This is a genomic window from Dyella soli, from assembly GCF_054482295.1.
In genome coordinates, this window is record NZ_JBTFFU010000001.1 from 1,243,216 (window position 1) to 1,260,734 (window position 17,519).

Here is a 17,519-nt window from a genome sequence, read left to right on the forward strand (position 1 = left end):
CCTTCAGCTTCACCAGGTTGACGCATGCTCAAGCAGCTACTCGCGCGCAAGACAGATTTCTCCAATGCCGACGACACCCACGGCGGCCCCGCGCTTCGGCGCACCCTGGGCAAGTGGGGTATCACCGCACTGGGTATCGGCGCCGTGATCGGCACGGGCATCTTCGTGGTCACCGGCCAGGCAGCGGCCGAACACGCCGGCCCGGCGGTGCTGATCTCGTTCATGCTCGCGGCGATCTGCAGCGGCTTCACGGCGCTGTGCTACGCCGAGTTCGCCACGCTGATTCCCGTCTCGGGCAGCTCCTATTCGTATGCCTATGCCACGCTCGGCGAGCTGGTGGCCTGGTTCATCGGCTGGAACATGGTGCTGGAATACGGCATCTCCGCCTCCGCCGTGGCGGCCAGCTGGACCGGCTACTTCACCAGCATGCTCGACCAAGTGGGCATCCACCTGCCCCGGTCACTGACCGAGGCGCCGCTGGCCTTCACCGATGGGCATCTGGTCACGACCGGACACCTGATGAACCTGCCTGCCGTGGCGATCGTGCTGGCGCTGACCTGGCTGTGCTACGTCGGCATCCGCGAATCGGCCGGCCTCAATGTGTTGATGGTCGCGCTCAAGGTGGGCCTGATCATCGTGGTGGTGGTCGCCGGTTACCGCTACATCGATCCGGCCAACTGGCATCCGTTCATCCCTGCCAGCGAGGGTCCGGGCAAGTACGGCTGGTCCGGCATCATGCGCGGTGCGGCGATGGTGTTCTTCGCCTATATCGGCTTCGAGGCGACTTCCACCGCGGCGCAGGAATGCAAGAACCCTCAACGCGACCTGCCGTTCGGCACGCTGGTGTCGCTGGTGATCTGCACGGTCCTGTACCTGGCCATGGCCGCGGTGCTGACCGGCCTGGTCTCGTACACGGAGCTGGGCACCGCCGAACCGGTGGTCACGGCAATCAAGAACCACCCGCAGCTGGTCTGGTTGCGCTGGGTGGTGGAGATCGGCGCCATGATCGGCCTGTCATCGGTGATCCTGGTGATGATCATCGCGCAGCCGCGCATCTTCATGATCATGTCGCGCGACGGCTTGCTGCCCCCGGTTTTCAATCGCATCCATCCGCGTCACCGCACGCCGCACATCAACACGCTGATCACCGGCGCCGGCATCGCCGTGCTGGCGGCGATCTTTCCGCTGGATCTGCTGGCCGATCTCACCTCGATGGGCACGTTGATCGCGTTCGTGGCGGTGTGCGCCGGCGTGCTGATCCTGCGCTATACGGCCCCCGAACTGCATCGTGGCTTCCGGGTGCCGTGGGCGTGGCTGATCTGCCCTGCCGGCGTGCTCAGCTGCCTCGCCCTGCTGGGCGCCATGGCCTGGTTCAACTGGCTGCTGATGATCATCTGGACGGTCATCGGGCTGGGCATCTACTTCGGCTACGGCATCCGCCACAGCCGCCTGCGGGTCCAGGGCAGCCGCTAACCCTCGTGGATTGCCTGCCAATGGCAGGCAACTCCTGCGAACTTCACAAAATGGGCAGCCCGGCCCCGGACTCCCGAATGGTCGGCTCCCGACCTGAATTCATGAGGGTCAGTCTCGAATGTCTTTTCAAGTCATTGTTTTTGAATGATTTAACGAGACTTTTTCGATAAAATTTTTGGGCTGGCCGGCCCCAAAACACCCTGCCCGGAGTATCATCTGTGCTCCGTGGGTTGATCACTTGGCAGTGGGCCCCGGATTGCCGCCCGGCGCGTCAGGCGGGTCAGCTCCTCGGCCTGACGCGTCTGGGCAGCATCTTCTACTCACCGATGCTTTCGGTTTCGAGTTCTCACTCAGTGCGCGAAAAAAATCCTCGGATCGGGGAAATGCGCGCGCGTCATGCATGCACTGATGCAAAAAAAGGCCGGCACAAGGCCGGCCTTTGAACACATGCAACGCAATGGCGAAGGCTCAGGCCTTCTTCACCGCGTGCGATACGCACCAGCCCTTCGCATTGACCGACTTGCCCGGGAACAGCTGGCACGGGCCGTAACCCGTCGCGCCACCGCTATAGAACTGGCAGTTGGTGCAGGTGTCGCCAGGCTTGCGCTTGGCATCGCTCGACTTGCTGGCATCCTCGACGTAGCCGAGTGCCTTCGCGGTCGGATCGGATTCGGCGACGTGCGGAAGATCGGCGGCGCGGGCGAAGCGTGGCAGGGTCCCGGCGACGACGGCGACGGCTGCCGTTCCGGCCGCAGCCTTGAGAAAACGACGACGCGATTCGATATCTTTCTCGTGCGACATGGATTCAACCTCCTTCTGACCAAAATCCGTGCCCACCACGCCCGTGGCGAAGCATCTGGCCATGCTACTCGCCTCCCGGGCAGGTCGTGAGAATGGATCGCATTTTCGCCGAACCGCCGGAAACGGGCGTGATATAGTGTGCTTTCATTTGGACGTCCATTCATCATGAGCCAGGTTCTCCCCGCCACGATTCCACCCGAGCTGTTCGCCGAGCGCGCCGACGCCGTCGCTGATGCCGCGCGCGAACTGGCCGCGGCCGGCTGGACGCCGGCGACCAGCAGCAACTTCTCGATGCGCCTGGACGGTGACCACGCCGCGATCACCATCTCCGGCCGCGACAAGGGCCGGCTTGGCCGCGACGACATCATGGTGATCAACATGCAGGGCGAGGCCGTCGGCACGTCCGCACGTCCCAGCGCGGAAACCGACCTTCATACGCAGATCTATCGCCGCTTCCCCGAGATGAACGTGGTGCTGCACACGCATTCGCGCACGCAGAGCGTCGCGTCGCGCCTGTTCGCGCGTGACGGCGTGGTGAAGCTGGAAGGCTGGGAGCTGCAGAAGGCGATTGCCGGCCAGACCACGCACGACAGCGAGCTGGCCATCCCGGTGTTCCCCAACACGCAGCACATGCCTGAGCTGGTCGCGCAGGTCGATGCCTGGCTCGACGCCGGTCGCCCGCTGCATGCCTACCTCATCAACGGCCACGGCATTTACACCTGGGGTCGCGACATGGCAGAAACGCGCCGCCACCTGGAAGCGCTGGAATTCCTGCTCGGCTGCGAACTGGACCTGAGGAGACTTTCCGCATGAGCCGCCTGCGCATCTTCGACGACACCCGGCCGCAGGCACCGGTGTCGGTCCATACCGCCTTTGCCGAGATCGCCCGTGAGCTGGCGAACGTCGGCGTGCGTTTCGAGCAGTGGGAGGCCAGCCAGCCGATCGCGCCGGGCGCCAGCCAGGACAAAGTCATTGCTGCCTACCGCGTGGACATCGATCGCCTGATGACCGAGGAAGGCTACCGTGCCGTCGACGTGATCAGCCTCACCCCGGAGCATCCGGACCGGGCGGCCTTGCGCCAGAAATTCCTCAGCGAACACACGCACAGCGAGGACGAAGTCCGCTTCTTCGTCGCCGGCGCCGGCCAGTTCACCCTGCACATCGGTGGCAAGGTCTACGACGTGCTGTGCGAGCAGGGCGACCTCATCGGCGTGCCCGACGGCACCCGCCACTGGTTCGACATGAGCGAAGCACCCTATTTCGTGGCGATCCGCCTGTTCACCAACAAGGAAGGCTGGGTGGCCCAGTACACCGGCGAGGATATCGCGCAGCGCTTCCCCCGCATGGCGCCGCATTCGTCGGTCGCGGCGGCCTGACGCCAGCTTCCAGGCCGGCCCTGTCGTCGCGGTCCCGGCTTCCGCGGGAATGACGGCGTGCCTCGCCTGCCCGGCGCGGACCGGCCACGACCGGACTGCGCACGGCCACTCGCCCCCCAACCCTCGTGGCGGGTAAGCTTGTCGTCCCCGCACCCCGGCTTTTCCGCATGACTGTCATCCGCGCCATCGTCACCGACATCGAGGGCACCACCAGCTCGATCAGCTTCGTCAAGGACGTGTTGTTTCCCTACGCCTACGAGCGCCTGCCGGCCTTTGTGGAAACCCATGGCGACACGCCCGAGGTGCAGCACTGGCTGCACGAGGCGGCCAGGGAAGCCGGGATCGTCGAGGCGAGTCGCCAGGACGTGATCGAGATGTTGCTGCGCTGGATCGACGAGGACCGCAAGTCCACGGCGCTCAAGGCGCTGCAGGGCATGATCTGGAAGGAAGGCTACGAGAGCGGCGACTTCAGCGCGCACGTCTACCCGGAAGTGGCCGCCAGGTTGCATGCCTGGCGTGCCGACGGCCTGCATCTCTACGTGTATTCCTCCGGCTCGGTGCCGGCGCAGAAGCTGTTCTTCCGCTACAGCGAGGCGGGTGACCTGACGCCGATGTTCTCCGGTTACTTCGACACCGAGACCGGGCCCAAGCGCGAGGCTGCTTCGTACGAGGCGATCGCCGCTGCCATCGGCGAACAGCCGGGACACATCCTGTTCCTCTCCGACATCGTCGAAGAACTGGATGCTGCGCGCGCTGCCGGCCTGCGCACCGGCTGGCTGTTGCGTGCGCCGCTGGAGTTGCCCGATGCGCCGCGGCATCCGGCCTATCGCGATTTCGACGGCATCATTCTCTGACTTGCCGGCGAGCCCAGCCATGCGCACCGCACTGACCGCCCTGCTCGCCTTCGCAGCCGGCGTGCTGCTGATGCTCACCCTTTCGCAACGGGCGCCGACCGCCGACGAACCCACGGCCACTTCCGACGGGGCGGATGCCTCGACGACGGCACCCGCGCCGGCGGAAAGCGTCGCCACGGCCGCCAGCGACGCGGGTGACAACTGGCCCGAGAACGCGCCGTCGCCGGAACAGGTGCTCTACGCGCAACGCGCCATGATACGCAAGGCCCTGAACTCGCTGGGGCCGCGCGTGGCTGGCCGCCCCAATCTCTACGTGCTGGCGTTCGGTGCCGATGGCGGCGAAGACGTGTTCCGCAATGAAGCCGAGTACGCCGCCCGGCTGTTTCCCCAGCGCTTTGGCGCGGGCACGCATGTCATGGTGCTGGAAAACAATCCGGGCACGCTGGACAAGCGGCCGCTGGCCACCTGGAGCAATCTCGAGGAAGCGCTGGACGGCCTGGCCGACGTGATGAAGCCGGACGAAGACATCCTGCTCGTCTACATGACCACGCACGGCGACGAGGACCATAACCTGCTGGTGGACATGGACCCGCTGCCGCTGGACCAGATCGGCGCGGCGGACCTGGCCGACATCCTGAAAAAGCGGCCGTTCAAGTGGAAGGTCGTGGTGGTGAACGCCTGTTATTCCGGCGGCTTCGTGCCCGCGCTGCACGGCGCCGGCACGCTGGTACTGACGGCGGCGCGCACGGACCGCAGTTCGTTCGGATGCGGCACGGATTCGGACATCACCTATTTCGGCCGCGCGTGGCTGGTCGATGCACTCAACCGCACCCCGGACTTCATGGAAGCGTTCCGGCAGGCCTCCGGTGAAATCGCGCGCTGGGAGCAGAAGGACAAGCTGACGCCGTCCGAGCCACAGATGGACGCGGGCGCCGGCATCGCCGATCAACTCGCCCTGTGGCGCCGGCATGTCACGCCCGGCCCCGCCGTGGCCTTCAAACCGGCGCCGCCCAGCGTCGTGCCCGCCACGCCGGCGGCATCGCGCTGAGGCGTCGGGCCGGCACGGTCCGGCCCCCGACACGGATCACGCGTGCACCGGATTGGCGGCGTGCCAGATCCAGCGCTCGGCATGGATCGTTGCGCCCTGCCCGTCACACGGAAACAGCACGGCGCCCCTGGGCGCGACGCGCAGTTCCATGCCGGCATGCAAGCCGAGCCGCGACAGGTCTTCGCTGGCCACGTCCGCTTCCAGCGTCAGGTCCAGCGACGGCACATGCAGGTCCAGGTGGGCCACGCTTCCGGCCAGGTAGACATGGCGCAGGCGCGCCTCCCACGCGGGCAGCGACGGCGGCACGACGAGCTGGAGCTGCTCGGGCCGGACATACGCCACGGCCTCGGCAAAGCGTCCCTGCCAGGGGTCGCCGTGCGGCGACCAGCCACCAGCCGCAAACGCGTTGCCGTCGCGCCGCGCCGTGAAACGGTTGACCTTGCCGATGAATTCGCACACGAACGGCGTGGCCGGCTGCTGGTAGATCACCTCGGGCGTACCGACCTGTTCGACGCGTCCGTTGTTCATCACCGCGATGCGATCGGCCAGCTCGAGCGCTTCCTCCTGGTCGTGGGTGACAAACACGGTGGTGAGCTCCAGCTCTTCGTGCAACTCGCGCAGCCAGCGCCGCAGGGTCACGCGCACTTGCGCGTCCAGCGCGCCAAAGGGTTCATCGAGCAACAGCAAGTCGGGCTCCACCGCGAGTGCGCGTGCCAGCGCCACGCGTTGCCGCTGCCCGCCGGACAACTGCGAGGGATAGCGGCTGCCGAAGCCTTCCAGCTGCACGCGCCGCAGTAAGCGGTCGACGCGCGCGCGAATCTCGACCCGCGACGGCCGCAGACGCCATGAGCGCACCCGCAGGCCAAACGCGATGTTTTCGATCACCGTGAGGTGCCGGAACAAGGCGTAGTGCTGGAACACCATGCCAATGCGGCGCTCACGCGCGGGCGTGGCGAGGAAATCTTCGCCGCCCCTGGTCACGCTGCCGCTGTCGGGATAGTCCAGGCCCGCCAGGATGCGCAGCAAGGTGGTCTTGCCCGAGCCGGACGGCCCCAGCAAGGCCAGGAACTCCCCCGGCGCGATGCTCAGGCTGACATCGTCGAGGGCGCGAAACTCGGCGAAACGACGGTTCAGTCGGGACAACTCCAGCGTCATGGGCAGTCCTCAGTGACCGCCAGGCGCGTGCGCGGCGATTTCGTCACCATAGCGCCATTCCAGCAGCGTTTTTGCCGCCAGCGTGATCAGCGCCAGCAGCGCCAGCAGGGAGGCCACGGCGAAGGCGCCGACGTAGTCGTATTCGTTGTAGCGCATCTCCACTTCCAGCGGCATGGTGGTGGTCAGGCCGCGGATATGGCCGGAGACGACCGACACGGCGCCGAACTCGCCCATGGCGCGCGCATTGCACAGCAGCACGCCATACAGCAGCGCCCAGCGGATATTGGGCAAGGTGACGCGAAAGAACATCTGCCAGCCACTGGCGCCGAGCACGCGGGCGGCTTCCTCCTCTTCGCTGCCCTGCGCCTCCATCAGCGGAATCAGTTCGCGGGCGACAAACGGCAAGGTAATGAAGATGGTCGCCAGCACCAGGCCGGGCACGGCAAAGATGACCTTGACGCCGTGGGCGTCCAGCCACGGCCCGAACCAGCCCTGGGCACCGAACAGCAACACGTAGACCAGGCCCGAGATCACCGGCGAGACCGAAAACGGCAGGTCGATGAAGGCGCCCAGCAAGGCCTTGCCACGGAACTCGAAGCGCGTCATGGCCCATGCCGCGGCGATGCCGAAGACCAGGTTGAGCGGCACGCCGATGGCGGCCACGACCAGGGTGAGGCGGATCGCCGCGAGCGCTTCGGGCTGCCTGATGGTGGCCAGGTAGGCGGCGATGCCCTGGCGAAACGCCTCCACGAAAACCGTGGCCAGCGGCAACAGCAGGAACAGCGTGAGAAACAGCACCGCGACCAGGATCAGGGCGGCATGGATGAGCCGGCGCAGCCAGCCCGCCGAACGGGTGCGCACGCGCGCCTTCATCGCGCCCGCTCCGCCCAGCGACCACTCCAGCGCTGCAGCAAGGCCACCGCGACCAGCAGCACGAAGGACAACAGCAGCATGGCCGCACCCAGGGCCGCGGCACCGGCATAGTCGAACTGTTCGAGCTTCTGCACGATCAGCAGCGGCACGATTTCCGAGTGCAGCGGGATATTGCCGGCAATGAAGATCACCGAGCCGTATTCGCCCACTGCGCGTGCCAGGGCCAGCGCGAAGCCGGTCAGCAGGGTCGGCGCCAGCATCGGCAGGATCACGCGAGCGAAGGTTTGCCAGCGCCGCGCGCCCAGGCTCTCGGCCGCTTCTTCCACATCGCGCTCGAGCGCGGCCAGCACCGGCTGCAGGGTTCGCACGACAAACGGAAAGCCGACGAACACCATCGCCACGAACACGCCGAGCGGCGTGTAGGCGACCTTGAGGCCGAGCGGCTCCAGCCAGCGGCCGAGCCATCCGCCGGGGGCATACAGCGTGGTGAGCGCAATGCCCGCCACCGCGGTCGGCAGGGCGAACGGGAGATCCACCAGCGCATCGAACAGGCGGCGGCCAGGAAAGCGATAGCGCACCAGCACCCAGCCCACCAGCAGTCCGATGACGGCATTGACCAGCGCGGCCAGCAAGGCGCCGCCCAGGCTCAGGCGCAGCGCCGCCAGCGTGCGCGGCGCACTCAACAGGCGCAGCAGCCCTTCGATGCCGATGCCCGAAGCCTTCCACGCCAGCGCCGCCAGCGGCAGCAGCACGATCAGTCCCAGGTAGGCCAGCGCGTAGCCCAGGCTGATGCCGAAACCTGGAAGCACCCGGCGTCGCATGCGAGTCAGTTTCCGCTGCCCAGCTGGTCGAAGATCGCGCCGTCGCTGAAGAACTTCGCTTGCGCCTGGCGCCAGTCGCCGAAAACCTCATGGATGGTGAAGGTCCTGGTCGGCGGAAACTGGGCTGCGTAGCGCTGCGCGATATCCGCCGAACGCGGGCGATAGAAGTTCTTCGCGGCGATCTCCTGTCCTTGCGGCGAGTAGAGAAACTGCACATAGGCTTCCGCAAGGGCACGCGTGCCGTGCTTGTCGGCGTTCGCGTCGACCACGGCCACCGGTGGTTCGGCCAGGATGGTGATGGACGGCACCACGATCTGGAATGCCTCATTGCCCAGCTGCTGCCGAGCCAGCAGCGCCTCGTCTTCCCATGCGATCAGCACGTCGCCCATACCGCGCTGGACAAACGTGTTGGTGGCGCCGCGCGCGCCGGTGTCGAGCACGGGCACGTGCTTGTACAGCTGGCTGACGAAGGCCCTGGCCGTCGCCTCGTTGCCGCCCGGCTGCCTGAGTGCATAGCCCCAGGCCGCGAGGAAATTCCAGCGCGCGCCGCCGGAGGACTTGGGATTGGGCGTGATCACCTGCACGCCCGGACGGACCAGGTCGGCCCAGTCCCTGATGCCCTTCGGATTACCCTTGCGCACCAGGAACACGATGGTGGAGGTGTAGGGCGAGGCGTTGTCCGGCAGACGCTGCTGCCAGTTTTTCGCCAGCAGACCATGCTCGGCGATCGCGTCGATGTCGTAGGCCAGCGCCAGCGTCACCACGTCCGCCGGCAGGCCATCCACCACCGAGCGGGCCTGCTTGCCCGATCCGCCATGCGACATCTGGATGGTGACGCTGTCGCCATGCTGTGCCTTCCATTGCGCGACAAAAGCGCTGTTCATCTGCCGATACAGCTCGCGCGTCGGGTCGTAGGACACGTTGAGCAGGGTGACGTCCCTGGCCGCTACCGCCCCGGTCAGCCACAGGCTGGCGGCAACGAACAGCACGACAACGAGCTTCTTCATGACGCCTCCCGCGAATGAACGAACCGCCAGACTATCGACCGGGTCCAGGCCCGGGAAATCGCAATATGGCATGAGCTCATGCCGGGCCCTTGCGCCGCATCAAGCGCCGGCGCTCAGCCGCCGGGACCGTCGCCTGCATGGCCGCGCGACGTCGCCGCTTCGTCCCGGCCGCCCAGACGCAGCGCCAGCTGGTGCGCAGCCGCCCGGATCTCCGGCATAGCCGTGCACTCCCACAGATTGCCGCGCAACAGCGAACCGATCGCATAGAGCCCTGGCAGCGGCGCACCGCACGCATCCAGCAGCTGGCCATCGGGCTGGGCAAGCACACCCAGCTGCAGCGGATCGGCCACCGCCAGGCCAGCGCGCAGGCATTGCGACAGCAGGTCATGTGCTCCGTACGCCACGGCCGTGTCCAGCCCCGTGGCCTGCACCACCAGGTCCGCCTGCAGCGTGCTGACCAGCTGGGTCGCCCGCTCGCGCAGGGTCACCTGCAACGGCGCCGCGCCGTCGACGGCAAGCACGCGTGCCGCATGCACCTGCAGGCGGCCTTCCTCCTGCAGCTGCTGGATCGCCTGGCCTGACGCCGGCGCCATGCGGTGACGCGACACCTCCCACAGCCAGCGCAGGTGGCGCAGGAACTGGCGGCGCCCGGCATGGCTCAGCCTTTGCCACAGCCCCGCGTTGATCGGGCGCATGCCGTCGATGATGCTGCGCCAGTCCGAATCAGGCGCAGTATCCACGGCCGCACGCACCAGGCGCAGCATCGGCAGCACACCGTGGCACGCCATCAGCGCGCGGTTGAGTGCCTCCTGCTGCGGATGGGACGCCAGCGGCAGCGCGGAATGCGTGCATGGCCACATGCCGTGCCGGGAAACAGCGACCAGCTCCGCATGGGGCCAGCGCAGCGATGCCGACAGCAGGGTATCGACGGCGGTCAGCCCGGTGCCGATCACCACGACGCGACGCGGCACCTGCTGGTGGCGCTCCAGTTGCCACGGGTCGAGTTCATAGGCGCCACTGGCCAGCGCGGTGGAGGACACCGCGCGCAGCGGACGCTGCGCCAGCGCGCCGATGGCCAGGATCACGTCGGACACCTCGAGCCAGCGTCCATCGCCGATGCGCACGGCATAGCCGCCCGCGTCGCGACGCACGATCTCAAGCGCCGCTTCCGGGTGGATCCGGAAACCACGCCCGGCCCTGCGCGCCTCATCGATGCGGGCGCCGACCTGGGCCTGGATGAAATCGCCAAACAGGCGACGGGGCAGGAAGTCGCTGCCCTTCACCTGCCCAAGCTGGCGGGTGGCGTGCTGGATGAACGCATCGCCCTGTTCCTGGAACACGCCCATGCTCGCCGCGCGCACGTTCAGCAGGTGCCTGTCGTCGCGCGTGGCATAGGCCACGCCACGCCCGGGCGCCTGCTGGCCAACGACCCAGTGCACGGTGCCGTGGCGGAAACGCGCGAGCAATTCGCCGAACGCCGCCGCGCCCGCGGCACCGCCACCGATCACTGCAATATCAGCCATGGAAGCTCCTTCACTCGCAGACGCGGAACGGGCGACCTGCCAGCGGCAGTTCGCGCAGCGTTGATGACAGGGTTGATCAGGCGGAAGCGCAACCTGCGACGGCGGCGCCGCCGCCAACGAAACGCACCCCCTCGCCTGCGCGATCCGGATGCGCGCGCAACGACGTGAAGCTGACGGTTGTGACTGGCATGAAACGACCCCCGGCATGTCGGCGCGCCCTGGAGAGAATCAATCACAGTGCCTGTTAAGGCCGCGCTAGTCGTTCGTCGTGATGCAGCGACACGTCATGGCCGGAAGGTTATGACGCGACCTCGCGGGCGCGATCAGGCGCCTGTCCGCCCCGCATGCCTTGCGGCCAGCAGGGCTGCCACATCCTTGAGCCCGAGGCCACGCGCACGCAACGCCACCGTAAGGTGATAGATCAGGTCGGCGGCTTCGCCCAGCAGGGCCGCATCGTCCTGCGCCACGGCAGCCAGCGCGGTCTCCACACCTTCTTCACCCACCTTCTGCGCCATGCGGCGAATGCCGCCTTCGAACAGCCCGGTGGTGTAACTGCCCGCCGGGCGCTCGACGTACCGCTGCGCCACCAGCGCGTCGAGTTCGGCGAGGAAGCCCAGCGGCGGCTCCACGTCATCGCCAAAGCAGCTGCTGGTGCCCTTGTGGCAGGTGGGTCCATGCGGCTGGGCCAGCACGAGCAAGGTATCGGCATCGCAATCGACGCGCAGGGACCGCAGCACCAGCACATGGCCCGATGTCTCGCCCTTCGTCCACAGGCGTTGCTTGCTGCGACTGAAGAAGGTCACCTGCCCCGTCGACTGCGTCCGCTCGAGCGCCTCGACATTCATGTAACCGAGCATCAGCACCTCGCCGCTCAGCCAGTGCTGCACGATGACCGGGAGCAGGCCATCGCCTTTCGCCCAGTCCAGTTGCGCCGAATCAAGCCTGGTGGATGCCATCTGTGTTTCCTGATGAAGGGGAGCGGAGGCAACGTCGCGAGGTTTACGACTGCCCGTGTCCCGCTGCTGTTGATCGGTGGTCAGCGCCTGACCTCGATGCCCTGCTCGTGCAGCCATTGCTTGAGCACGGGAATCGCTATCGCGCCGGAGTGGAACACGCTGGCCGCCAAGGCGCCGTCGACGTCGGCCTGCGCAAAGGCGTCGCGGAAATGTTCGGGCTCGCCGGCGCCGCCGGAGGCGATGAGCGGGACGTGGCACAGGGCCCGGACGGCAGCGAGCTGCTCGAGGTCATAACCCTGCCGCACGCCGTCGCTACCCATGCAGTTGAGCACGATCTCGCCCGCGCCACGCCGCTGTACCTCGGCCACCCAGTCGAGCGTGCGCCGGGCCAGCGCCTGCGTTTTCGCAGGATCGCCGGTGTACTGGCGCACGCGCCATTCACCGTCGGCATCCCGCAGGCTGTCCACGCCTGCCACCACGCATTGCACGCCAAAAGCGGCCGCTAGTTCGTCGATCAGCTGCGGGCGTTCCAGCGCCGGCGAGTTCACCGAGATCTTGTCGGCGCCTGCATGCAGTACGGCGCGTGCCTCCTCCACGCTACGGATGCCACCGGCCACGCAAAAGGGAATGTCGATCACCCGCGCCACCCGCTCCACCCAGCCACGGTCGACGCTGCGCCCTTCAGGGCTCGCCGTGATGTCGTAGAACACCAGTTCGTCCGCGCCCTCGTCGCGATAGCGCAGGGCAAGCTCCACGATCTCGCCCATGACCACGTGGTCGCGGAAGCGGACGCCCTTGACCACCTTGCCGTCGCGGACGTCCAGGCACGGAATGATGCGCCGGCTCAGCATGCCAGCGCCTGCGCCAGGCTGAAGCGCCCTTCCAGCAAGGCCCGCCCGAGAATCACGCCGCGCGCGCCGGCTTCGCGCGCCGCGCGGATGTCGTCGAGCGAGCGCACGCCACCGGAAGCCTGCACCGCCAGCGACGGCACGCAGGCAGCCAGGTAGGCGTACAACGCGAGGTTGAAACCGGCCAGCATGCCGTCGCGCTGGATGTCCGTGCACAACAGATGCTGCGCGCCCTGCTCCGCGTACCACGGCGCCAGCTCGTCCAGCGTGCGCGACTCCGAGGCCGTCCAGCCGGCACTGGGCAGGGTCCACAGGCCGTCGCGCTGCAGCGTGTCCAGCGCCAGCGTGAATCGCCCTGCCCCATGCGTCGCGAGCCACCCGGCAACCCGCTCCGGTTCGCGAATCGCCAGGCTGCCCAGCACCACGCGCGACACACCCGCCGAAAACAGGCGTTGCACGTCCGCCTCGGCGCGCACGCCACCGCCGGCCTGCACCTGCATGCCGTCGCGGGCCATCGACTCGATCACCGCAAGGTTGTCGAGGCCGCCGTCGCGTGCCCCGTCGAGGTCCACCACGTGGAGCCACTGCGCGCCGGCGTCGGCATAGCGGCGCGCGAGCTCGCGCGGTTCGAACGCATAGGTGGTCTGTTGCGTGTAATCGCCCTGCCGCAGGCGCACGACCTGGCCGTGGCGAAGATCAATGGCGGGAATGACGGTGAAGTTCATAGCTCGAGGAAGTTCTGCAGCAGCCGGGCCCCGACCGTGGCCGAGCGCTCGGGATGGAATTGCATGCCGTGGAAGTTGCCGCGCGCAATCACGCTGGCAAACTCGCCGCCATAGTCGGTGGTGGCCAGCGCATGCTCACTCGTCGGCACGGCGTAGCTATGCACGAAATAGGCCCAGCCCTGGCCGTCCAAGCCGGCGAGCAGCGCGTGCTCGCGGCAGGGGCGCAAGCGGTTCCAGCCCATGTGCGGCACACGCAGGCCCGGCTGTTCGGCCAGCCGGCGCACGGTGCCGGGTATGACGCCGAGGCAGGCCACGTCGCCCTCCTCGGAGCGCTCGCACAGCAACTGCATGCCGAGGCAGACGCCCAGCACGGGCTGGGTGAGCGACCGCATCAGCTCGACCAGTCCCAGCTCGCGCAGGCGCGCCATGCCGGGACCAGCGGCGCCGACACCGGGCAGGATGACCTTGTCCGCCGCGCGGATCGCGGCCGCATCCGCGGTGAGTGCTGCGTCCACGCCCAGCCGCTGTAACGCGTAGCGCACCGAACCGATGTTGGTGCCGCCCGCATCGACCAGGACCACGCTCATCAGAGCGCTCCCTTGGTGCTGGGCAGGTCGCTGCCTTCGCGCCGCACGGCCTGGCGCAAGGTGCGCGCCACTACCTTGAAGCAGGCCTCCACCATGTGGTGCGCATTGTCACCCTGCACGCTCAGGTGCAGGTTCGCACCCAGCGTCTCGCACAGCGAGCGGAAGAAGTGCGGCACCAGCTCGGTCGGAACGTCGCCCACGCGCTCGCGCGGAAACAGGCCATCGAACACGAAGTAGGGACGGCCGGACAGGTCCAGCGCCGCGCTGGCATGGGCCTCGTCCATCGGCAACGTGAACCCGTAGCGGCCAATGCCGCGCTTGTCGCCCAGCGCCTGCCGCAGGGCCTGCCCCAGCGCCAGCGCGCAGTCCTCGATCGTGTGGTGCTCGTCGATGTGGGTGTCGCCTTCGCAACGCAGCGCGAGCGCGAAGCCGCCGTGCTTGCCGACCTGCTCCAGCATGTGGTCGAAGAAAGCCAGGTCGGTGTGCACCTGCGGCTCGGCCGCCTTGTCCAGGTTCACGCTCACCGTGATCCGGGTTTCGCGCGTGTTGCGCTCCACCGTGGCCATGCGCGGCGCATCGAGCAGCTGGTGCGCGATCTCGTCCCAGCCCAGCCCATGCCGGCCGACGAGCAGGCCGCGCACGCCCATGTTGGCGGCGAACTGCAGGTCGGTCTCGCGGTCGCCCACCATCGCCGACGAGGCGCGGCTCCAGCCGTCGTCGGCCAGGTAATGGCGCAGCATGCCGACGCCCGGCTTGCGCGTGTCCTTGCCCTCATGCTGGAAACTGCGATCGATCAGCACGTCCCGAAAGCCGATGCCCTGCGACTGCAGGATGCGCATCAGCAAGGCATGCGGACCGATGAAGTCGGCCTCGGGGAAACTGTCGGTGCCCAGGCCATCCTGGTTGGTCACCATCACCAGCTCGTAACCCGCCGCCACGAAGCGCTGCAGCGCGGCGATGACACCCGGCAGCAGGGCGAACTTCTCGTAGCTGTCGATCTGGAAGTCTTCCGGCTCCTCGATCAGGCAACCGTCGCGGTCGATGAAGAGAATCTTGCGGCTCATGTGCATGTACCTGGCGCCGATGCCCCGGCCACGTCCCGGCCGTCCGCGGCCAGGCTCCCCAGCACAACGAGCATGCGCTGGTTTTCTTCCGGCGTGCCGATGGTGATGCGCAGCGCGTCTCCGAGTCGTGCATAGCGGCGCACGTCGCGTACCACGATGCCGGCCTCGAGCAGCCGCTGGTAGGCCTGGCCGGCATCATCGAAACGGACGGCGAGGAAATTGGCCTGCGATGGCACCACCTCGCGCACACCGCGCAGGCCGGCCAGCGCCTGCGCCACGCGCTCGCGCTCCGAGCGCACGATGGCCACGTGTGCGCGCGCCACCTGTTGCCCCTCGGCGGACAGCGCCTGCAGCGCCAGTTCCACGCAGGGACGCGGCAGCGGATAAGGGGCGATGATGCGCCGTAGCAGGCCGATGACCTCCGCGTTGGCGAGCACGGCGCCGATGCGGGCGCCCGCCAGTGCCCAGGCCTTGGACAAGGTGCGCAGCACGGCGAGATTCTCGTGACGGTCGATCAGGCTAGACACGCTGGCCACACCGGCAAATTCGACATAAGCCTCGTCCACCACCAGCAAGGCGCGACCCGCCAGCGTGGTGGCCAGGCGCTCCACCTCCGATGGCGGCACCAGCTGCCCGGTGGGATTGTTTGGCGTGCACACGAACACCAGCTTCACGGCCGGCGTCAGCGCCGCGAGCACGGCGTTCACGTCAAGCGAGAAGTCAGCGGCCAGCGGCGTCTCCACGATGGCGGCATGCTGGATGCGCGCCGCCACCGCGTACATGCCGAAGGTCGGCGGCTGGATGGCGATGGCGTCCTCGCCGGCACGGCAGAACGCGCGTACCAGCAGGTCGATCGCCTCGTCACTGCCACGCCCGACCAGCAACTGCGCACTGCTCACGCCGTAGAGCGCGGCCAGCGCCGCGACCAGCTCCGCCGGCTGCGGATCGGGATAGCGGTTGCAGCCCAGCCCATGGTCACCCGGTGGCGCCCAGGCCGACTCGTTGGCGTTGAGCATGATCTTGCCGCCCGCCGCTTCCATGCGCGCGGACGAGTACGGCTGCATGGCACGGATCTCGGCCCTGGCCAGGTCAAGCACGCTCATGGCGCTGCCTCCAGCGCAGCCAGGCGCAAGGTCACCGCGCGGCGATGCGCCTCCAGCTGTTCGGCGGCGGCCAGGGTCGCGGTGCACGGACCGATGGCGCGCAGGCCGGCGGGCGACAGCTCCTGCACGGTGATCTGCTTCTGGTAGCTGGCCACCGATACGCCACTGAAGCTGCGTGCATAACCATAGGTCGGCAGCACATGGTTGCTGCCGCTGCAGTAGTCGCCGACCGATTCGGGCGTCCACGCGCCAAGGAACACCGAGCCTGCACTCTCGACGCTCGCCAGCCATTGGCGCGGATCTTCCGTCTGCAGGATCAGATGTTCCGGCGCGTAGCGATTGCTCACCTCGATGGCCTGCGCGAGCGAGGCCACGGCGAGCAGCCGGCTCTGCGACAGTGCCTGCTCGGCAATCGCCGCACGCGGCAAGGCGGCACACTGGCGCTCCACCTCCGCTTCGACGGCGTCGAGCAACGGGCGCGAGGGGCTGAGCAACAACACCTGCGAATCGGGCCCGTGCTCGGCCTGCGACAGCAGGTCGGCCGCGACGAACACGGGATTGGCCTGCGCATCCGCGATGACCAGCACTTCGGATGGCCCCGCCGGCATGTCGATGGCGGCACCGTCGGGGTCGGTCGATACCTGCAGCTTCGCTTCGGTGACCCAGGCGTTGCCGGGCCCAAACAGCTTGTCGCACCGGGGCACCGTCTCGGTGCCGTAGGCCATCGCCGCGATGGCTTGCGCGCCACCGAGCTTGAACACCTTGTGCACGCCGGTGATGCGCGCCGCATAGAGCACGGCCTCGTCGCAGCAGCCATCGGCACGCGCGGGCGAGCACAGCACCACCTCGGGACATCCGGCGATGCGCGCCGGCACGCCCAGCATCAGTGCCGTCGACGGCAACGGCGCGCTGCCTGCCGGCACGTACAGACCGACCCGGCCGATCGGGCGCAGCACGCGCTCGACGCAAACGCCCGGGGCCGTTTCCAGTGCCACCGGCTGCGGGGCCGCGGCGCGATGGAACGCCTCGATGCGCGCGGCGGCTTCCTCGATGGCGGCCTTCAGCTCAGGCGCCAGCCGCGCCTCCGCCGCGCGGAACTCCTCGTCCGTCACGGCGATGCCGTCGAGCGTGGCGCGGTCGTAGCGCGCACTGAGTTCGCGCAGCGCGAGGTCACCTTCGGCGCGCACGCGGGCGATGATCTGCTCCACGCCACGGCGCAGTTTGACTTCGCGCGACTGCGCCGGCCGGGCCAGCGCATCGCGCTGCCCAGCCGGGTCCAGTGCATTCCAATCCAGGCGGTTCATG

At 67.9% G+C, this 17,519-nt stretch carries 18 protein-coding genes; 5 read left to right on the forward strand and 13 right to left on the reverse strand.

The window, feature by feature from the left end; translation table 11 throughout:
* Positions 1 to 24: 24 nt before the first annotated feature.
* Positions 25 to 1,473: an amino acid permease gene (locus tag ACXU4B_RS05715; RefSeq protein ID WP_131408559.1), complete on the forward strand. Its 1,449-nt coding sequence runs from the start codon at positions 25 to 27 to the stop codon at positions 1,471 to 1,473.
* Positions 1,474 to 1,941: 468 nt separating this feature from the next.
* On the opposite strand, the gene ACXU4B_RS05720 is transcribed toward ACXU4B_RS05715, so the two are convergent.
* Positions 1,942 to 2,274, reverse strand: coding sequence for a high-potential iron-sulfur protein (locus ACXU4B_RS05720; RefSeq protein WP_131408561.1), 333 nt, complete (start codon positions 2,272 to 2,274; stop codon positions 1,942 to 1,944).
* 165 nt (positions 2,275 to 2,439) lie between these two features.
* On the opposite strand from ACXU4B_RS05720, the gene ACXU4B_RS05725 reads away from it, so the two are divergent.
* The 4 genes from ACXU4B_RS05725 (at position 2,440) to ACXU4B_RS05740 (ending at position 5,552) form a co-directional block, all read left to right on the forward strand.
* The gene (locus ACXU4B_RS05725; RefSeq protein WP_131408563.1) at positions 2,440 to 3,087 is read left to right on the forward strand and encodes a methylthioribulose 1-phosphate dehydratase; all 648 of its coding nucleotides are present in this window, start codon (positions 2,440 to 2,442) and stop codon (positions 3,085 to 3,087) included.
* The gene (locus tag ACXU4B_RS05730; protein WP_131408565.1) at positions 3,084 to 3,650 is read left to right on the forward strand and encodes a 1,2-dihydroxy-3-keto-5-methylthiopentene dioxygenase; all 567 of its coding nucleotides are present in this window, start codon (positions 3,084 to 3,086) and stop codon (positions 3,648 to 3,650) included. Before ACXU4B_RS05725 ends, ACXU4B_RS05730 begins: the two co-directional genes overlap by 4 nt.
* Positions 3,651 to 3,817: 167 nt before the next feature.
* On the forward strand, positions 3,818 to 4,504 hold the full coding sequence (gene mtnC / locus ACXU4B_RS05735) for an acireductone synthase (RefSeq protein WP_131408567.1): 687 nt from the start codon (positions 3,818 to 3,820) through the stop codon (positions 4,502 to 4,504).
* A gap of 19 nt (positions 4,505 to 4,523) precedes the next feature.
* The gene (locus ACXU4B_RS05740; protein ID WP_131408569.1) at positions 4,524 to 5,552 is read left to right on the forward strand and encodes a C13 family peptidase; all 1,029 of its coding nucleotides are present in this window, start codon (positions 4,524 to 4,526) and stop codon (positions 5,550 to 5,552) included.
* Positions 5,553 to 5,588: 36 nt separating this feature from the next.
* Here the strand turns inward: ACXU4B_RS05740 and ACXU4B_RS05745 are convergent, their stop codons facing one another.
* From ACXU4B_RS05745 to hisD, 12 genes are all read right to left on the reverse strand, one after another.
* A complete protein-coding gene (locus tag ACXU4B_RS05745) occupies positions 5,589 to 6,707 on the reverse strand; it encodes a sulfate/molybdate ABC transporter ATP-binding protein (protein WP_131408571.1) in 1,119 nt (372 codons plus the stop codon).
* A gap of 9 nt (positions 6,708 to 6,716) precedes the next feature.
* The gene (gene cysW / locus ACXU4B_RS05750) at positions 6,717 to 7,580 is read right to left on the reverse strand and encodes a sulfate ABC transporter permease subunit CysW (protein ID WP_131408573.1); all 864 of its coding nucleotides are present in this window, start codon (positions 7,578 to 7,580) and stop codon (positions 6,717 to 6,719) included.
* Positions 7,577 to 8,401: a sulfate ABC transporter permease subunit CysT gene (gene cysT / locus ACXU4B_RS05755; protein WP_131408575.1), complete on the reverse strand. Its 825-nt coding sequence runs from the start codon at positions 8,399 to 8,401 to the stop codon at positions 7,577 to 7,579. Before cysT ends, cysW begins: the two co-directional genes overlap by 4 nt.
* Before the next feature lie 5 nt (positions 8,402 to 8,406).
* Positions 8,407 to 9,408 carry a sulfate ABC transporter substrate-binding protein gene (locus ACXU4B_RS05760; protein ID WP_131408577.1) on the reverse strand — a complete coding sequence of 334 codons (1,002 nt, stop codon included), beginning with the start codon at positions 9,406 to 9,408 and terminating at the stop codon, positions 8,407 to 8,409.
* 113 nt (positions 9,409 to 9,521) lie between these two features.
* A complete protein-coding gene (locus ACXU4B_RS05765; RefSeq protein ID WP_165583156.1) occupies positions 9,522 to 10,931 on the reverse strand; it encodes an FAD/NAD(P)-binding protein in 1,410 nt (469 codons plus the stop codon).
* Positions 10,932 to 11,254: 323 nt separating this feature from the next.
* Positions 11,255 to 11,887: a bifunctional phosphoribosyl-AMP cyclohydrolase/phosphoribosyl-ATP diphosphatase HisIE gene (gene hisIE, locus ACXU4B_RS05770; protein WP_131408580.1), complete on the reverse strand. Its 633-nt coding sequence runs from the start codon at positions 11,885 to 11,887 to the stop codon at positions 11,255 to 11,257.
* Positions 11,888 to 11,967: 80 nt separating this feature from the next.
* Complete coding sequence (hisF, locus tag ACXU4B_RS05775) at positions 11,968 to 12,738, reverse strand: imidazole glycerol phosphate synthase subunit HisF (protein WP_131408582.1); 771 nt, start codon at positions 12,736 to 12,738, stop codon at positions 11,968 to 11,970.
* On the reverse strand, positions 12,732 to 13,460 hold the full coding sequence (locus ACXU4B_RS05780; protein ID WP_131408584.1) for a 1-(5-phosphoribosyl)-5-[(5-phosphoribosylamino)methylideneamino]imidazole-4-carboxamide isomerase: 729 nt from the start codon (positions 13,458 to 13,460) through the stop codon (positions 12,732 to 12,734). The genes hisF and ACXU4B_RS05780 overlap by 7 nt, the downstream gene beginning before the upstream one ends.
* Positions 13,457 to 14,047 (reverse strand): imidazole glycerol phosphate synthase subunit HisH, encoded by a 591-nt coding sequence (gene hisH / locus ACXU4B_RS05785; RefSeq protein ID WP_131408585.1) that lies wholly within the window; start codon positions 14,045 to 14,047, stop codon positions 13,457 to 13,459. The genes ACXU4B_RS05780 and hisH overlap by 4 nt, the downstream gene beginning before the upstream one ends.
* Positions 14,047 to 15,111 carry a bifunctional histidinol-phosphatase/imidazoleglycerol-phosphate dehydratase HisB gene (hisB, locus tag ACXU4B_RS05790; protein WP_131408587.1) on the reverse strand — a complete coding sequence of 355 codons (1,065 nt, stop codon included), beginning with the start codon at positions 15,109 to 15,111 and terminating at the stop codon, positions 14,047 to 14,049. The genes hisH and hisB overlap by 1 nt, the downstream gene beginning before the upstream one ends.
* Complete coding sequence (hisC, locus tag ACXU4B_RS05795) at positions 15,108 to 16,214, reverse strand: histidinol-phosphate transaminase (protein ID WP_131408589.1); 1,107 nt, start codon at positions 16,212 to 16,214, stop codon at positions 15,108 to 15,110. The genes hisB and hisC overlap by 4 nt, the downstream gene beginning before the upstream one ends.
* A complete protein-coding gene (gene hisD, locus ACXU4B_RS05800; protein ID WP_131408591.1) occupies positions 16,211 to 17,518 on the reverse strand; it encodes a histidinol dehydrogenase in 1,308 nt (435 codons plus the stop codon). The genes hisC and hisD overlap by 4 nt, the downstream gene beginning before the upstream one ends.
* Between the last annotated feature and the right edge of the window lies 1 nt (position 17,519).

Excerpts from the sequence above, each read along its gene's own strand:
- hisF (WP_131408582.1), bottom strand. The coding sequence starts at position 12,738 with ATGCTGAGCCGGCGCATCATTCCGTGCCTGGACGTCCGCGACGGCAAG.
- ACXU4B_RS05760 (WP_131408577.1), bottom strand. The coding sequence starts at position 9,408 with ATGAAGAAGCTCGTTGTCGTGCTGTTCGTTGCCGCCAGCCTGTGGCTG.
- hisB (WP_131408587.1), bottom strand. The coding sequence starts at position 15,111 with ATGAGCCGCAAGATTCTCTTCATCGACCGCGACGGTTGCCTGATCGAG.
- ACXU4B_RS05715 (WP_131408559.1), top strand. The coding sequence starts at position 25 with ATGCTCAAGCAGCTACTCGCGCGCAAGACAGATTTCTCCAATGCCGAC.
- ACXU4B_RS05765 (WP_165583156.1), bottom strand. The coding sequence starts at position 10,931 with ATGGCTGATATTGCAGTGATCGGTGGCGGTGCCGCGGGCGCGGCGGCG.
- cysW (WP_131408573.1), bottom strand. The coding sequence starts at position 7,580 with ATGAAGGCGCGCGTGCGCACCCGTTCGGCGGGCTGGCTGCGCCGGCTC.
- hisIE (WP_131408580.1), bottom strand. The coding sequence starts at position 11,887 with ATGGCATCCACCAGGCTTGATTCGGCGCAACTGGACTGGGCGAAAGGC.
- hisH (WP_131408585.1), bottom strand. The coding sequence starts at position 14,047 with ATGAGCGTGGTCCTGGTCGATGCGGGCGGCACCAACATCGGTTCGGTG.
- cysT (WP_131408575.1), bottom strand. The coding sequence starts at position 8,401 with ATGCGACGCCGGGTGCTTCCAGGTTTCGGCATCAGCCTGGGCTACGCG.
- hisD (WP_131408591.1), bottom strand. The coding sequence starts at position 17,518 with ATGAACCGCCTGGATTGGAATGCACTGGACCCGGCTGGGCAGCGCGAT.
- ACXU4B_RS05720 (WP_131408561.1), bottom strand. The coding sequence starts at position 2,274 with ATGTCGCACGAGAAAGATATCGAATCGCGTCGTCGTTTTCTCAAGGCT.
- mtnC (WP_131408567.1), top strand. The coding sequence starts at position 3,818 with ATGACTGTCATCCGCGCCATCGTCACCGACATCGAGGGCACCACCAGC.
- ACXU4B_RS05780 (WP_131408584.1), bottom strand. The coding sequence starts at position 13,460 with ATGAACTTCACCGTCATTCCCGCCATTGATCTTCGCCACGGCCAGGTC.
- ACXU4B_RS05740 (WP_131408569.1), top strand. The coding sequence starts at position 4,524 with ATGCGCACCGCACTGACCGCCCTGCTCGCCTTCGCAGCCGGCGTGCTG.
- ACXU4B_RS05725 (WP_131408563.1), top strand. The coding sequence starts at position 2,440 with ATGAGCCAGGTTCTCCCCGCCACGATTCCACCCGAGCTGTTCGCCGAG.
- ACXU4B_RS05730 (WP_131408565.1), top strand. The coding sequence starts at position 3,084 with ATGAGCCGCCTGCGCATCTTCGACGACACCCGGCCGCAGGCACCGGTG.
- hisC (WP_131408589.1), bottom strand. The coding sequence starts at position 16,214 with ATGAGCGTGCTTGACCTGGCCAGGGCCGAGATCCGTGCCATGCAGCCG.
- ACXU4B_RS05745 (WP_131408571.1), bottom strand. The coding sequence starts at position 6,707 with ATGACGCTGGAGTTGTCCCGACTGAACCGTCGTTTCGCCGAGTTTCGC.